General features: G+C 61.0%; 16 protein-coding genes. 13 read left to right on the forward strand and 3 right to left on the reverse strand.

The window, feature by feature from the left end; genetic code table 11:
* Positions 1-97 precede the first annotated feature (97 nt).
* From AACY02_RS23040 to AACY02_RS23065, 6 genes are all read left to right on the forward strand, one after another.
* Positions 98-250 carry a hypothetical protein gene (locus tag AACY02_RS23040; protein WP_339433914.1) on the forward strand — a complete coding sequence of 51 codons (153 nt, stop codon included), beginning with the start codon at positions 98-100 and terminating at the stop codon, positions 248-250.
* Positions 247-1,563 (forward strand): hypothetical protein, encoded by a 1,317-nt coding sequence (locus AACY02_RS23045; RefSeq protein WP_339433915.1) that lies wholly within the window; start codon positions 247-249, stop codon positions 1,561-1,563. Before AACY02_RS23040 ends, AACY02_RS23045 begins: the two co-directional genes overlap by 4 nt.
* An 8-nt stretch (positions 1,564-1,571) precedes the next feature.
* Positions 1,572-2,429 carry a hypothetical protein gene (locus AACY02_RS23050; RefSeq protein WP_339433916.1) on the forward strand — a complete coding sequence of 286 codons (858 nt, stop codon included), beginning with the start codon at positions 1,572-1,574 and terminating at the stop codon, positions 2,427-2,429.
* Positions 2,416-3,462: an NAD(P)/FAD-dependent oxidoreductase gene (locus AACY02_RS23055; RefSeq protein ID WP_339433917.1), complete on the forward strand. Its 1,047-nt coding sequence runs from the start codon at positions 2,416-2,418 to the stop codon at positions 3,460-3,462. Before AACY02_RS23050 ends, AACY02_RS23055 begins: the two co-directional genes overlap by 14 nt.
* 215 nt (positions 3,463-3,677) lie before the next feature.
* A complete protein-coding gene (locus AACY02_RS23060; RefSeq protein WP_339433918.1) occupies positions 3,678-4,724 on the forward strand; it encodes a class I SAM-dependent methyltransferase in 1,047 nt (348 codons plus the stop codon).
* Positions 4,725-4,778: 54 nt separating this feature from the next.
* Positions 4,779-5,621 (forward strand): NAD-dependent protein deacetylase, encoded by an 843-nt coding sequence (locus tag AACY02_RS23065; RefSeq protein WP_339433919.1) that lies wholly within the window; start codon positions 4,779-4,781, stop codon positions 5,619-5,621.
* Between the two features lie 25 nt (positions 5,622-5,646).
* On the opposite strand, the gene AACY02_RS23070 is transcribed toward AACY02_RS23065, so the two are convergent.
* A complete protein-coding gene (locus tag AACY02_RS23070) occupies positions 5,647-6,522 on the reverse strand; it encodes a LysR family transcriptional regulator (protein ID WP_339433920.1) in 876 nt (291 codons plus the stop codon).
* Between the two features lie 149 nt (positions 6,523-6,671).
* On the opposite strand from AACY02_RS23070, the gene AACY02_RS23075 reads away from it, so the two are divergent.
* The 3 genes from AACY02_RS23075 to AACY02_RS23085 are packed head-to-tail and all read left to right on the forward strand — an operon-like array spanning position 6,672 to position 9,253.
* A complete protein-coding gene (locus AACY02_RS23075) occupies positions 6,672-7,370 on the forward strand; it encodes a CoA transferase subunit A (protein ID WP_339433921.1) in 699 nt (232 codons plus the stop codon).
* Positions 7,371-7,394: 24 nt separating this feature from the next.
* Entirely contained in the window at positions 7,395-8,060 is a 666-nt protein-coding gene (locus AACY02_RS23080; RefSeq protein WP_339433922.1) for a CoA transferase subunit B, read from the forward strand.
* An 11-nt stretch (positions 8,061-8,071) separates the two neighbouring features.
* Entirely contained in the window at positions 8,072-9,253 is a 1,182-nt protein-coding gene (locus AACY02_RS23085) for an acetyl-CoA C-acetyltransferase (RefSeq protein ID WP_339433923.1), read from the forward strand.
* Between the two features lie 202 nt (positions 9,254-9,455).
* Here the strand turns inward: AACY02_RS23085 and cobF are convergent, their stop codons facing one another.
* Positions 9,456-10,211, reverse strand: a complete 756-nt coding sequence (cobF, locus tag AACY02_RS23090) for a precorrin-6A synthase (deacetylating) (protein WP_339433924.1) — start codon at positions 10,209-10,211, stop codon at positions 9,456-9,458.
* On the reverse strand, positions 10,211-10,780 hold the full coding sequence (locus AACY02_RS23095) for a histidine phosphatase family protein (RefSeq protein ID WP_339433925.1): 570 nt from the start codon (positions 10,778-10,780) through the stop codon (positions 10,211-10,213). The genes cobF and AACY02_RS23095 overlap by 1 nt, the downstream gene beginning before the upstream one ends.
* A 329-nt stretch (positions 10,781-11,109) precedes the next feature.
* On the opposite strand from AACY02_RS23095, the gene AACY02_RS23100 reads away from it, so the two are divergent.
* Genes AACY02_RS23100 through AACY02_RS23115 form a run of 4 tightly spaced genes read left to right on the forward strand, consistent with a single transcriptional unit; the run spans position 11,110 to position 14,675 of the window.
* Entirely contained in the window at positions 11,110-11,964 is an 855-nt protein-coding gene (locus tag AACY02_RS23100; RefSeq protein ID WP_339433926.1) for a MurR/RpiR family transcriptional regulator, read from the forward strand.
* Between the two features lie 2 nt (positions 11,965-11,966).
* A complete protein-coding gene (locus tag AACY02_RS23105) occupies positions 11,967-12,611 on the forward strand; it encodes an isochorismatase family cysteine hydrolase (RefSeq protein ID WP_339433927.1) in 645 nt (214 codons plus the stop codon).
* The gene (locus AACY02_RS23110; RefSeq protein ID WP_339433928.1) at positions 12,608-13,939 is read left to right on the forward strand and encodes a glutamine synthetase; all 1,332 of its coding nucleotides are present in this window, start codon (positions 12,608-12,610) and stop codon (positions 13,937-13,939) included. Before AACY02_RS23105 ends, AACY02_RS23110 begins: the two co-directional genes overlap by 4 nt.
* The gene (locus AACY02_RS23115) at positions 13,923-14,675 is read left to right on the forward strand and encodes an N-formylglutamate amidohydrolase (RefSeq protein ID WP_339433929.1); all 753 of its coding nucleotides are present in this window, start codon (positions 13,923-13,925) and stop codon (positions 14,673-14,675) included. Before AACY02_RS23110 ends, AACY02_RS23115 begins: the two co-directional genes overlap by 17 nt.
* Positions 14,676-14,701 lie beyond the last annotated feature (26 nt).

Consider the following 14,701-nt stretch of genomic DNA (forward strand, 5'->3'; position numbering starts at 1 on the left):
TGGTGGGAATCTGTCAAGGCATTGAAACACCTTCGGCCTTGCCAGCATTCAAGGATCGGTTTCTGATGCTCAATCACCTTCGCAATGGACTGAAGCGATGTCACGGCGTCTCGATTGGCTAGCTCGGCACCTGCATCACCGCGCCACCTTTCCTGAAGGCCAAGGCAACGGTGACGAGGCCTGCCTGATCGCCCTCGACGGTGAACGTCTGGGTGGCGGTGCGACACAAACTTACCGGGAGGTACCATGACACTGCTGGAATCCGTCACCCAAGTGTGTACACGTCTGGCGCCAGGTGGCTGGCATTCGCTGATGCTGGCGCATGGCCTGGATATTCTCGCCGTGCCGCTGGATGCCGAACTGAAAAAACCACTGACCGTCGACCGCTCGCTGGCCGGCTTTGCGGATTTCTCCTCTGGCGGCAGTCGTGCGATTGAAGCTGCGGCACCGGCCCGCAGCCTGCTTTATCACGCACTGGCCTCGCCACAAGTCACGCTCGACGAAACCGGAAAAGCGCTGCAGATTTTTCCAACCGCAGGCGAAGTTGAGAGCGTTCTGGACTATGTCTACGGCATCCGCCCGCCAACACTCGATGACCTGCAACAGCGGGCTCAGGGTGCGCCATTGGCGCTAGTCGCGTTTGCCAGTGAATATCGCTGCGCTGGCGACACCGTCAAAGGCGAGCATGCAGACCTGTGCTTCTCTCGCACGGGCATTGCCCGTGTGGGCACCGACCCCGCGCTTTATGACGCCAGATTGCGCAGCTTTATGCCTTCCGTGCATGAAGACGCACATGGCATCCGGGTAATGCCTGTACGCTACAGCGCCTACATCGCCATGCAACTCAAGGGCGACGCCGAGCGCTTCGGGCCGATGGACTTCCAGGCGGATGTCGACCCCGGGCTGGACTTCTGGGTGCCGTTGCACAAGGTATTCAATGGCCCGGAGTGTCTGGCCGACATGGATTTGACGTTGAGGCTGGACAACCATCAGATCAACGAAAAACTGCGGCACATTCATTTGCGTCACACCGGCACCGGTTGGCAGGAACCCGAGATCAGTCGGCCGCCCTTTGTCATCACCGAGGGGCTGGCCGACTGGGCGAACACCACGGATCTGGGACCCGGCCTGCTGCTGCCACAGGTCAGGCCCCGACTGGTCGAGCCGGTCGAGTTTGAGGGGCAGCCGCTGTCCTTTCTGCTGCCGCCCAACACCTCCGGCATGGTGCATGGTCGTCACAAGGTCGAAGCGGACGGCAGCATCGTCGACCTGAACGACCACGAAGGTGTGGAAGAACGGGTTCGTCTGGGCGGGTATCAAGCACTGCACTACCACGACGGTACGGCGGATGGCTGGGTTCGAGCGCGATGCGAGGTTCTCGAGAAGCTTTTGCCAACGGTGGCGGCGTATTCGGTGATCGGCCCTCCGGATTTTTCCCGCTGTGCACCCAGCGCAAGCTGTTGCACTGGGCGGATGAGCAACCCGTCTTCCCCGCACCGGATATCTGGCACGCTCGACTGGAGGCGTTATCCAACGTCCGTTACTGCGCCAATCTGGACTTGAAAGACCAGGTGTTCTCACCGCTGGACCGCGGTGTTACGGCGATTGTCGCCCTGCCGACTGAAACAGGGTCTTCGCACCCGCGCCAGACAGCGTCCGCCGTCTCGCGCCCAACCTCGCTGCCCGATGGCGCGGCCGGGGTTTTCGGCCCTGGATGGGAAGTAGGCTGGGTTCGCCAGCGTGGCGCGGACGATGCCTGGATCAACATCCTCGCCGGTTATCAGATGGCGAGCCCTTTTCCCGAAGACGCCAAAATCTGTGCGGCTCTGGGCTCTTTCTGGCCAGGGGTGGCGCCAGATTCGGCGCGTATCTTCGAGCCGCGCTCAAGCCTGCACACCGTTATCCCACTGACCGATCAGGAAATCGGCCAGGAGGGTGGCATGGCCTGGGATAACCAGCCACCCCCCCGGCTGATACCGCACGAGGATCGTGTGATCGTTCAGTACCGTGCCTACGCCCATGCCGATTACACACAAGTGGCCCTCGATCACCGCTTCTGCGTGCAACAGACCGGCAGCACCTCACAATCGGCGTATGAAAACCGCGTACTGTCGATGTATCGGGTGTACACCGTGCTCGGCGCCGCCAATGACAAACCGCTGCGCAACAGGTGGCCGGTGTTGTCCTTCCTCGAAGTAAAGCAGCCCAATGGCGAAGTGGACGCCGCACAGCAGCAAACCGGCATCACGCTTCACGGCTGGATTCATCGCTACTTGATGTTTGAACGCGGCGCTATCTGGACGCCGGAAGGTGACTTCAAGTTGCGCAATGTCGAGGTCAAGCAGCAGGTGACTTTTCTCGTCAGCGCCGAAGCAATCCTGATCAAGCGCGAAGACACGCCATGGCAGATTGCTGTTGAAATGCTTTGATGTGGTAGTGGTCGGCGCCGGCCCTGCCGGATGTGCCGCAGCAATCAGTTGCGCCCAACGCGGCTTGCGTGTGGCACTGATCGAACGTCAGCGCTTCCCAAGGTTTCGCCCCGGTGAGAGCCTGCACCCGGGCATTGAACCGCTTCTGCAACAACTGGGCGTGAATACGCTGTTGTTACATCAGCAAGCCATGCGCTTTGCCGGCCACTGGGTGCAATGGAACGGGCCGGCGCGTTTCCACGCTTTGGGTAGCGATGAACACGGTCCATGGCGGGGTTTTCAAATGGCCAGAGCGCAACTGGATGCGACATTGTTGCGCCAGGCCGAAGAGCTCGGGGTGACAGTGCACCAACCATGTCAGGCCCGGCACGTCCTCAAGCAGGACAATCGCATCGTTGGGCTGACTACCACTCACGGGCCGTTTTCTACCTCCTGCCTGATCGATGCCAGCGGAGCAGCGAGTTGGTTGAGTCGCCAGCTCCACCTCAAAACCCAAGTGTGTTCACCGCCAATGGTGGCTCGCTACGGCTATCTGCAAGGCTGTATCGCGCCTTATGAAACCGCGCCGCACTTGCTGGCCCATGCCACAGGCTGGACATGGATTGCGCAAGTCCAGAAACAACGGCTGCACTGGACACACCTGGACTTCGAAACACCCCGTTCAGCCCCACAAAAAGACGTTAGCCGAATGCTTCCCCAGGCACTGCAAACACTGCCACCTATCGGCCCGATTCGCGGTGCCGACGTGACCTGGCGGATCAGCACCGCAGCGGCCGGCACCGGATATTTCATGGTGGGCGATGCCGCCAGCGTGCTCGATCCGGCCTCTTCACATGGCGTACTCAAAGCCTTGATGACGGGCATGCAGGCAGCGCAAGCCGTGTTCGATTGCCTTCGCCAACCGGCGTTGCAAGCATCGGCGCCAACGCACTATTGCCAATGGCTGAACCATTGGTTCGAACGTGACAGTGAACAACTCCGCCATTTCTACCGCCAACACCCGTACCCTCCCCGGTGGTTGACCGAGACCTGAATCAGGCGACGTCGGTCACTGCCCTCACCCCAACCATTAACCGACCTGTTTGTTCAGTGTCAGTCTCGCAAACGCAGCTAGACTCAAACAGTACCCAGTCGAGGGGGACGCAGGACTCAGGCTGTGCCCTGCCCGTTTCCATGACCACCGCCCGGTGGCGCATGCCTCGACCCTCAACGCCGCCGGACTGTGATCCTGTTTCAGGAGCACACCTGATGGACGAGGCCCGACTCAACGACTTCATGGGCAAACTGGTCAACGACATGGGCGGCGCGGCGATGCTGGCCAATGTCATCGTCGGCGAAGAACTCGGGCTCTACCGGGCGATGGCCGACAGTCAGCCGATCAGCCCCGAAACCCTCGCCACAAAAACCCGCTGCAACCCGCGCCTGGTACGCGAATGGCTCAGCGCGCACGCCGCCTCCGGCTACATGGAGCACCACGACGGCCAGTTCCGCTTACCGGAAGAACAGGCCCAGGCGCTGGCTGTCGAAGACTCGCCGGTGTACATCGCTGGCGGCCTCGGGGTGGTAGCGTCGTTTTTCCATGACAAGGACAAACTGGTCAAAGCCATGCGCAGTAACGGCGCCCTGCCCTGGGGTGATCATCATCCGTGCATGTTCACCGGCACGGAACGCTTCTTCCGCCCCGGCTATAAAGGTCACTTGATCGCCGAATGGTTACCGGCCCTGGACGGTGTGGTCCCCAAACTCGAGACCGGTGCGAAAGTCGCCGACATCGGCTGCGGCCACGGCGCCTCGACGGTGATCATGGCTCAGGCGTTTCCCAATTCGCGCTTCGTCGGCTACGACTATCACGCACCGTCGATCACCGTCGCCTCCCAACGCGCCGAAGAAGGTGGTGTCAGCAGCCGGGCGAAATTCTTCGAGGGCTCGGCAAAAAGTTACCCTGGCAATGACTACGACCTGATCTGCTATTTCGACTGCCTGCACGACATGGGCGACCCGGTCGGCGCCGCACGCCATGCCTACGACGCGTTAAAAGACGACGGCACGGTGTTACTGGTCGAACCGTTTGCCAATGACACGCTGGACGACAACATCAACGCGGTCGGGCGTTTGTTTTATGCCGCATCGACGTTCATTTGCACCCCGAACTCCCTGTCCCAGGAGGTTGGCCTGGGCCTCGGTGCGCAGGCCGGTGAAGTGCGTCTGCGCAAAGTGTTTGCCGAGGCTGGCTTCAAGCGGTTCCGACGAGCGACGCAAACGCCGTTCAACCTGATTCTGGAGGCGCGCAAGTAAGCAGCGCGTATCGCGTGCTAACCTGCTGGCACCGTCCTCCCCGGAGCGCTGACCATGCTCGACAGCCCGATCCGCGAACACTTCGACACGCTGCAACAGGCGATGGCCGAAGGCGACTTTCTGGTACTGACCGGCGCCGGCATCAGCACGCCGTCGGGTATCCCGGATTACCGCGACAGTGACGGTGTGCGCCGTGGACGCCAGCCGATGATGTATCAGGAATTTCTCGCCGCCCCAGAATCACGCCGCCGCTATTGGGCGCGGGCGATGCTCGGCTGGCCGCGCGTGCGCCAGGCGCGACCGAATGCGGCGCACGAAGCGCTGGCCCATTTGCAGACGCAGGGGCGGATCAGCGGCTTGATTACGCAGAATGTCGACACCTTGCACGATCAGGCCGGCAGTCCTGACGTCATCGAATTGCACGGCAGCTTGCATCGGGTGCTGTGCCTCGATTGCGGACAGCGAAGTGAGCGCGATGCGATACAGCGGTTGATGGAAATGCACAACCCGTACCTGGCCGGCGTCGATGCGGTGCAGGCGCCGGACGGCGATACCCTGCTCGACCTGGCGTTCGAAGCACGTTTTCAGGTACCGCTATGCCCTCATTGCGCAGGAGAGCGGATGAAACCGGACGTGGTGTTTTTCGGTGAGAACGTCGCGCAACACACGGCGGAACGGGCCATGACAGCGGCGCAAAATGCGGCAGGAATGCTCGTGGTGGGTTCTTCGTTGATGGCCTATTCGGCGTTTCGCCTGTGCCGGGTCATCGCGGATCGCGGCAAGCCCTTGCTGGCGATCAACCTGGGCAAGACCCGGGCGGATGAATTACTGGATCTGAAGGTTGAAGGGTCGTGCGAGCAACTTTTGCCCCTACTGACACAGCGCCTGACCACCTGAACACGCACAGCCCGCTTCCACAGGGTCAGTATTTTTCCCTCAAAATATCGAACAACGCCTGCGCCGCCGCCGACAGTTCATTGCCCGGTTCGGTCAAAACGCCAATCGCCCGTTCCACCGAGTCATTCAACGTCAGGCACCGGGCCCCCAGTTCCTGCATCTGCTCGGCACACAACGCCGGCACCGCACTGACTCCCAGCCCACTGGCAACCATCCGCCCGACCGTCGACAGTTGATGGCTTTCGAATTCCACCGGTAGCTTCATGCCGCGAGCCTGCAAATGTTCTTCGAGCATCACCCGCACGGTCGACGGCCGCTGCAAGGTAATGAACGGCTCGAGCAACAAGGTCTGCCAGTCAATCTCGGTGCGTGCGGCCAGCGGTGACTCCTGCGAGACCACCGCCACAAACCGATCCATATAGAGCGGTGTAAATGTCATCGAGGTGTTCTGCATCGGTTCGAACGCCACGCCCAACTCCACTTGCCGGTCGCGGACCATTTCCAATACTTGCTCGTTGATCACGTCGTTGACCGTGACGCTGACGTTCGGATACCGCGCCCGAAAGGTCTTGAGGATCGGCGGCAGCAGATTTCCGGCAAACGACGGCATCGCCGCCAGCGTGACTCGCCCGCGTTGCAGGCTGAACCGTTGGCGCATTTCGTCTTCGGCGTTGTCCCAGTCGGCAATCAGGCGCCGGGCCAGCGGCAGCAAGGATTCACCCTCCGCCGTCAGCGCCACATTGCGGGTGTTGCGGCTGAACAGACGCCCACCGAGCCCCTCTTCCAAGGCTTTGATGGTCAGGCTCAGCGCCGATTGCGACAGGTGCAACCGCTCGCAGGCGACGGCAAAACTCAGGCTTTGGGCCACGGCGAGGAAGGCGCGGATCTGCTTGATGGTCATGAACGCTATGCTTCCGTATCAGAATCCAATGGATTATTGATCTTTATCAATCAATCAACCTTAAAAATCAACTTAACAAATATATCCTTCAGCGAGACACTCCAGTCATTCGGCTAGCCAGCCGCCCGCAAATAATAAAAGAGGTGCATATGGCAGGTTTCGACAAGCGCGTGAGTTCCTACGAGGAAGCCCTGGCCGGGCTTGAGGACGGCATGACCGTCATCGCCGGCGGCTTTGGTCTGTGTGGCATTCCGGAAAACCTGATCGCCCAGATCAAGCGCAAAGGCACCCGCGACCTCACCGTCGTGTCCAACAACTGCGGCGTCGATGGCTTTGGTCTCGGCGTACTGCTGACCGACCGCCAGATCAGCAAAGTCGTTGCCTCCTACGTCGGCGAAAACAAGCTGTTCGAAGAGCAACTGCTCAAAGGCGAAATTGAAGTCATCCTGACCCCGCAAGGCACTCTCGCCGAAAAAATGCGCGCAGGCGGCGCCGGCATTCCGGCCTTCTTCACCGCCACGGGCGTCGGCACGCCGGTGGCCGAAGGCAAGGAGGTGCGTGAATTCAACGGTCGCAAGTACCTGATGGAAGAGTCCATCACCGGCGACTTCGCCATCGTCAAAGGCTGGAAAGCCGACCATTTCGGTAACGTCATCTACCGGCACACCGCGCAGAACTTCAACCCGCTGGCCGCCACTGCCGGCAAGATCACCGTGGTCGAAGTCGAAGAAATCGTCGAACCCGGCGAACTGGACCCCGCCCATATCCACACACCGGGCATCTACGTCGACCGGGTCATTTGCGGCACGTTCGAAAAGCGCATCGAACAGCGCACCATCCGCAAATAATCCAGGCTGACGGAGAATAAAAACATGGCACTTTCCCGCGAACAAATGGCTCAGCGCGTCGCCCGCGAAATGCAGGACGGCTACTACGTGAACCTTGGCATCGGCATTCCGACCCTGGTCGCCAACTACATCCCCGAAGGCATGGAAGTCATGCTGCAATCGGAAAACGGCCTGCTTGGCATGGGACCTTTTCCGACAGAAGAAACCATCGACGCCGACATGATCAACGCCGGCAAACAAACCGTGACCGCGCGCATTGGCGCGTCGATCTTCAACTCCGCCGAATCCTTTGCGATGATCCGCGGCGGTCATGTCGATCTGACCGTTCTGGGCGCGTTCGAAGTGGACGTTGAAGGCAACATCGCCTCGTGGATGATTCCCGGCAAACTGGTCAAGGGCATGGGCGGCGCCATGGACCTGGTGGCGGGCGCAGACAACATCATCGTCATCATGACTCACGCCTCCAAGGACGGTGAGTCCAAACTGCTGTCCAAGTGCAGCCTGCCACTCACCGGTGCCGGGTGCATCAAGCGGGTGCTGACCGACCTCGCCTATCTCGAAATCGAGAACGGTGCGTTCATTCTCAAAGAACGTGCGCCGGGCGTCAGCGTCGAAGAGATCGTCGCCAAAACCGCCGGTAAACTGATCGTGCCTGACCACGTACCGCAAATGCAGTTCGCTGCCCAGTGAGGAATTCGAAAATGCAAGACGTCGTCATTGTTGCCGCCACGCGTACCGCGATCGGCAGTTTCCAGGGCTCTCTGGCCAGCGTTAGCGCGGTTGATCTGGGCGCGGCGGTGATCCGCCAGTTGCTCGAGCAGACCGGGCTGGACGGGGCGCAGGTTGATGAAGTGATCATGGGCCAGGTGCTGACGGCCGGCGCCGGCCAAAACCCGGCGCGTCAGGCAGCGATCAAGGCTGGCTTGCCTCACGCCGTGCCGGCCATGACCCTGAACAAGGTCTGCGGCTCAGGCCTCAAGGCCCTGCACCTCGGCGCACAGGCCATCCGTTGCGGCGACGCTGAGGTGATCATTGCCGGTGGCCAGGAGAACATGAGCCTGTCCAACTACGTGATGCCGGGCGCACGCACCGGTCTGCGCATGGGTCATGCGCAAATCGTCGACACCATGATCAGCGATGGCCTGTGGGATGCGTTCAACGATTACCACATGGGCATCACTGCCGAGAATCTGGTCGACAAATACGACATCAGCCGCGAACAGCAGGACGCCTTCGCGGCCGCCTCGCAGCAAAAAGCAGCCGCAGCCATCGAGGCTGGGCGCTTCGTTGATGAAATCACCCCGATCCTGATTCCGCAGCGCAAGGGCGATCCGGTCGCGTTCAAGGTTGATGAACAGCCACGCGGCGAAACCACTGCCCAATCCCTGGCGAAACTGCGTCCGGCCTTCAAAAAGGACGGCAGCGTCACCGCCGGCAATGCTTCATCGCTCAACGACGGCGCGGCCGCCGTGATCCTGATGAGCGCCGAAAAAGCCAAAGCGCTCGGCCTGCCCGTGCTGGCGACCATCGCCGCTTACGCCAACGCCGGTGTTGACCCTGCGATCATGGGCATCGGCCCGGTCTCAGCCACCCGCCGCTGCCTGGACAAGGCGGGCTGGTCGATTGAGCAACTGGATCTGATCGAAGCCAACGAAGCGTTCGCCGCACAATCGCTGGCGGTGGCCAAGGATCTGCAATGGGATCTGGACAAGGTCAACGTCAACGGCGGCGCCATCGCCTTGGGTCACCCGATCGGCGCCTCGGGTTGCCGCGTGCTGGTGACCTTGCTGCACGAAATGATCAAGCGTGATGCGAAAAAGGGTCTGGCGACCCTGTGCATCGGAGGCGGCCAAGGCGTCGCTCTGGCACTGCAACGCGCATAAAGAGCAATACAGACAGCGGGCGGATCCACGACATCCGCTCGCTGTCTCCCACCCTGGATCGGCGACAGACCCAAATCTCGTATCCACCACCATCCCCCTGTGGGAGCGGGCTTGCTCGCGAAGGCGTCCGGCCAGCCAACATCTCCGGCGACTGACACACCGTTTTCGCGAGCGACAGCGGGTCAGCCCCGCCAGCAAAGCTCTAAGGCTTGCGCAGCAAATACGTATCCATGATCCACCCATGCTCAGCCCGCGCGGCCTTGCGCACCTGCTCGATTTGATCCGCGACCTCCCCGAGTTTGCCGCTGATGAGAATTTCATCCGGCGTTCCCAGGTAAGCCCCCCAGTAAATCTCGGTCTGCGGATCGGCTACCCGGTGGTAGGCATCTTCGGCATCAAGCATGACCACCAGACTGTCCGCATCACTCACCTGCCCTGCCGCCAAACGCCGGCCCGTGGAGATTTCAATCGAGCGACCAATTGTGTTCAACGGCACTTTGTGCTGCGCTGCCAATGCCTGAACGCTGGTGATGCCGGGAATCACTTCGAACTCGAACTCACAGGCACCGCACGCCAGAAGCGCCCGCAGGATACGAACGGTACTGTCGTACAAAGCCGGATCGCCCCACACCAGAAAACCGCCGCACTGGCCGTCAACCAACTCTTGATTGATCAGCCGTGCAAAGATTTGCTGCTTCGCCCGGTTCAAATCATCAATGCTGGTGGCGTAGTCCGCGTCGCCACGCTCACGCTCCGGGCTGTGGACTTGGGCGAAGCGGTAGGCGGGATCCGTGATGTAGCGCTCGCAGATCTCGCGGCGCAGATCCATCAACTTGTCCTTGCTCTGGCCTTTGTCCATCAAAAAGAACACATCCACCCGATTCAGCGCCTTCACCGCTTGCATCGTGATGTAGTCCGGGTTGCCAGCGCCAATGCCGATGACCAGCAGTCGTTTCATCAGACAGCGCCTCCATCATCGAGACTGGGCAGACGCAGGCGCCAGCGCTCGGTGAAGCGCAGTTCGACCACTGACAGTGGCTCGACATCGATGTCATGAAACGCCGAGCCGCGCATCATCTGGATCAACGCGGCGCGGATGATAAACGGATGGGTCACTGCCACGACGTGTCCCGGCGTGGTTTGCAAACTGACCAGCCATGCCGCCACTCGCTCACACAGATGCGCAACCGACTCACCACCGTGGGGCGTGGCGTGTGGGTCCTGGAGCCAGGCGTACAGCGCTTGTTCCTGTTTAAGTTGCAGGTCCTTGATCGACTGGCCGTGCCAGCGCCCCCAGTCACAGTCACGCAGCACCTCGTCAACTTGCGCATCCGCGCCGAACCACGCCGCCGTCTGTCGGGTGCGCAATTCAGGGCCGCAAATCAAACGGCGGGCGGAACTGAAACGTGAGGCCAACGCATCAGACGCTGACCGGATATTTTCAACAGGCTCATTCGTAGGAAAACGCGCCAATTTCTGTGAGACGGTTCGCGCATGGCAAATCAGTGTCAAACGGGTGGTCTGCACAATGAATTCCTCTGTCGAGCACCATGAAATCAACGGCCTGATGCCGAAGTGTTGGCAATTGTGCCGTAAATAAAGGGCTCCAGGGCTGCCCGATGAAATACCGCGATACCCGCCGACACTGGGAAAGCTGCAATATCTGACACCTCCACGGGCAATGGACTACAAGACACGTCGACTTCCGTGTAGCCCTTGTTACACGGGCATCCTGCCCTGTTTTGGGGCCGTTTCAACAGGATAAAAAATTCACTAGACATGTAGCGTAAGTTACATAAATACTGTTTTAGCGAATTGTGAAGCAAATTCGACACCTTCATCCAGCAGGAGCCAGGATGCCCCCTCTCAGAGACCTGATCACCGACCCCGACCTTGATCTCACGCCGTCGGAGCGCAAAGTCGTTCGCGCCTTGCTTGATCAGTACCCGCGCAACGGCCTGGGGCCCATGGCACGACTGGCCGAGCATGCCGGTGTCAGCGACCCGACCATTGTGCGCCTGGTAAAGAAACTCGGCTTCGGCGGTTATGCCCAATTCCAGGATGCGCTGCTCAGCGACATGGATCATCGTCTGCGCTCGCCGCGCACCCTGTTGCAACCCCGCGCGCACCAGAACAAGGATGACGCCTGGAGCCACTACCTGAGCGACAGTCATCGTCTGCTGGTCGAAACCCAATCGCTGACTCAACCCGAAGATGTGCGCATTCTCACGGACTGGCTGCTCGACGTTCGGCATCAGGTGTACTGCTTTGGCGGGCGCTTCTCCAGCCTGATGGCGAACTACCTGCTCAATCACCTGCGCCTGCTGCGCCCTGGTTGCTTTGCCCTGGATGACAATGCGCAACTGCCCGATCGCCTGTTCGATCTGCAGCGCCAGGACGTCGTGCTGGTGTTCGACTATCGCCGCTACCAGACCCAAGCCCTGCGCGTCGCTAGCGCAGCAAAAAACAATAACGCGCGCGTGGTGCTGTTCACCGACATCTACGCCTCGCCGCTGCGCGAACTGGCCGACCTGATCATCAGCGCCCCGGTGGAGTCGGCTTCGCCGTTCGACACCATGGTGCCAGCACTGGCTCAGGTCGAAGCGCTGATAGCCTGTCTGACCCTGCGCAGTGAGAATCTGGCCGATCGCCTGGAAGGCATCGATGCCCTGCGCAATGACTTCAACACCCACCTGCTGGAGGATAAATAAGGATGTTCAGCCTTCCCCACCGCTCGCCGCGGGACTTGCCATTTGTCACTGACCACACCGCGTTGCTGCTGGTGGACATGCAGCGTGCCTGGCTCGAACCGCAGTTCGACCCGCACCTGAACGGCCCGGACGCCGAGTACTTCCTGACCCGCACCCACATGCAGGTGGTGCCCAATCAACGCCGGTTGCTCAGTGCCTTTCGTCAGACGCGGCAGAACGTACTGCACACCCTGATTGAAAGTCTGACCGCCGATGGCCGCGACCGCTCGCTTGACCACAAGCTCTCGGACATGCACCTGCCCAAAGGCAGCTCACAGGCGCGGATCATTGATGACCTGACCCCGGTGGAAAACGAAATCGTCCTGCCGAAAACCTCTTCCGGGGTCTTCAACTCGACCAACATCGACTATGTGCTGCGCAATCTGCAAACCCGCCATCTGATCATCGCCGGTATCGTTACCGACCAGTGCGTCGACATGGCGGTGCGCGATGCCGCCGACCGTGGCTATCTGGTGACCCTGGTCGAAGACGCCTGCGCCACTTATAGCGCCGAGCGCCATCACGCCTGTCTGAACGCGATCAAGGGGTATTGCTGGATCACCGACACCGACACCGTGCTCGCCCGGTTGCAGGAGATGCAGCCATGAGCCCCCGCCTGACACCGCTGCCGATGACCACTATCGTCACCACTGACCTGATCGGCATCACCCGTGGCCGCTCGTTCCCCACCGACGAACTTGAGCACTACCAGGCCGCCGGTTGTGGCTGGGTGCCCGCCAACAGCGCCTTGACACCTCAGGACATCATCGCCTCGACCAATCCATGGGGCGCCTATGGCGACCTGCGTTTGATCCCGGATCTGGCCAGCCGCGTGATTGTCGGCAACGGCCCGGATGCCGACGCACCGGCGCTGGATTTCATTCACGGCGACATCCGCGAAACCGATGGCCGTCCGTGGGGGGCCTGCCCGCGTACGCTGCTGCGTGATGAGGTGGAACGTTATCGCGACCAGTTGGGTTTGCAGGTCAACGCTGCGTTTGAACACGAGTTCAATCTGCACGCCGGTTTTGTCGAACATCTGGCGTTTTCCCTCGAAGCCCAGCGTCAGGGCGCCGAATTCGGCGGCTGGCTGCTCAGCGCCTTGCGCGCCGGTGGCGTCGAGCCGGAAATGTTCCTGCCCGAATACGGCAAGCACCAATACGAAATCACCTGTCGGCCGACCCTGGGTGTCGCCGCCGCGGATCGTGCGGTCAACGTGCGCGAAATCACCCGCGAGATCGCCCGGCAGATGGGCCTGGACCTGAGTTTCGCACCGAAGACCTCGGCGGACGCGGTGTGCAACGGCGTGCACCTGCACGTCAGCCTGCTCGACCTGGCCGGTCAGCCAATGCTCTACGACGCCGGCACCCGCAACGGCTTGTCGACCCTCGGCCAGCATTGGGCGGCGGGGGTTGTGCATTATTTGCCGGCGCTGTGTGCGTTCACCGCGCCAACCCCGGTGTCGTATGAGCGCTTGCAGCCGCACCACTGGAGCGCGTCCTATGCGTGCCTTGGCCAGCAGAACCGTGAAGCGGCGTTGCGTATCTGCCCGACCGTGACACTGGGCGGCAAATCCGTGGCCACACAGTTCAACCTTGAATTCCGGGCGATGGACGCCACCGCCTCGCCGCACCTGGCAATGGCTGCACTGCTGATCGCCGGCCGCTTGGGGATCGAACAGCGTCTGGCGCTGAACGCGATCACCGATGACATTCCCGATTCACTCAACGACGAGCAACGCAAGGCCCGGGGTATCGTTGCCCTGCCCGCCTCGCTGGCCCAGGCGCTGGATTGCCTGCGCAACAGTGCAGCCTTCAATGAATGGCTGCCCAAGCCGTTGCTCGACACGTATCACGCCCTTAAAACCGAGGAACTGGCGCTGACGGAACAGCTCTCGCCCGCTGACCTGTGTGAGCACTATGCACGCCTGTACTGAGCCCGCCGAGCTTGGGTTGTATACCCGACCGGTCTACAACCTGAGCCGCGCCGACTCGACGCATCCGGTGATCCTGGTGTGCGAGCACGCCAGCCATTACATCCCCGCGGCCCTGAACAACCTGGGCCTGGACGATATCGCCGCGCGTGAACACATCGCCTGGGACATCGGCGCATTGCAACTGGCCGAGCAGTTATCGCAAACACTCGGTGCAACGCTGTTGAGCGCCAACTATTCACGTCTGTTGATCGACCTGAATCGGCCACGGCACGCCCGGGACAGCATTCCGGCGCAAAGTGAGATTTATCAGGTGCCGGGTAACCGCGAGCTGGACGAAGCCACTCGCGAATACCGGCGTCAGGCACTGTTCAAACCGTTTCACACGCGCTTGCAAATGTTGATCGACGAGCGGATTGCGCTGGGCCAACCGGTACGGGTGGTGGGAATTCACAGTTTCACGCCGGTGTATTACGGCCAGCCGCGAACGGTGGAGGTCGGCGTGCTGTTCGGTCAGGCCAAGGTGTATGCCCAGCGTCTGCTCGACGGTCTGGAGCAACATCCGTTGAACGTGGCCGGCAATCAGCCGTACAGAATTGACCCACTGGGCGACATGACCGTGCCGGTACACGGCGATGCCCGGGGCCTGGATTCAGTGCTCATCGAGGTGCGCAACGACTTGCTGCACAGCCCCGAGGCCGTATCGCGCTGGGCCGGATACCTCGCACCATTGCTGTAAAGAAACACTGCTGACGCTGTAAATGA

Origin of the sequence: Pseudomonas sp. EA_65y_Pfl2_P78 (assembly GCF_963970495.1) — a bacterium.
Taxonomy (GTDB): Bacteria; Pseudomonadota; Gammaproteobacteria; order Pseudomonadales; family Pseudomonadaceae; genus Aquipseudomonas; species Aquipseudomonas baetica_A.

Bases quoted from the DNA above. Each gene is read 5' to 3' on its own strand.
- AACY02_RS23045 (WP_339433915.1), top strand. From the start codon at position 247: ATGACACTGCTGGAATCCGTCACCCAAGTGTGTACACGTCTGGCGCCA.
- cobF (WP_339433924.1), bottom strand. From the start codon at position 10,211: ATGAAACGACTGCTGGTCATCGGCATTGGCGCTGGCAACCCGGACTAC.
- AACY02_RS23040 (WP_339433914.1), top strand. From the start codon at position 98: ATGTCACGGCGTCTCGATTGGCTAGCTCGGCACCTGCATCACCGCGCC.
- AACY02_RS23080 (WP_339433922.1), top strand. From the start codon at position 7,395: ATGGCACTTTCCCGCGAACAAATGGCTCAGCGCGTCGCCCGCGAAATG.
- AACY02_RS23060 (WP_339433918.1), top strand. From the start codon at position 3,678: ATGGACGAGGCCCGACTCAACGACTTCATGGGCAAACTGGTCAACGAC.
- AACY02_RS23110 (WP_339433928.1), top strand. From the start codon at position 12,608: ATGAGCCCCCGCCTGACACCGCTGCCGATGACCACTATCGTCACCACT.
- AACY02_RS23100 (WP_339433926.1), top strand. From the start codon at position 11,110: ATGCCCCCTCTCAGAGACCTGATCACCGACCCCGACCTTGATCTCACG.
- AACY02_RS23065 (WP_339433919.1), top strand. From the start codon at position 4,779: ATGCTCGACAGCCCGATCCGCGAACACTTCGACACGCTGCAACAGGCG.
- AACY02_RS23085 (WP_339433923.1), top strand. From the start codon at position 8,072: ATGCAAGACGTCGTCATTGTTGCCGCCACGCGTACCGCGATCGGCAGT.
- AACY02_RS23115 (WP_339433929.1), top strand. From the start codon at position 13,923: ATGCACGCCTGTACTGAGCCCGCCGAGCTTGGGTTGTATACCCGACCG.
- AACY02_RS23075 (WP_339433921.1), top strand. From the start codon at position 6,672: ATGGCAGGTTTCGACAAGCGCGTGAGTTCCTACGAGGAAGCCCTGGCC.
- AACY02_RS23105 (WP_339433927.1), top strand. From the start codon at position 11,967: ATGTTCAGCCTTCCCCACCGCTCGCCGCGGGACTTGCCATTTGTCACT.
- AACY02_RS23070 (WP_339433920.1), bottom strand. From the start codon at position 6,522: ATGACCATCAAGCAGATCCGCGCCTTCCTCGCCGTGGCCCAAAGCCTG.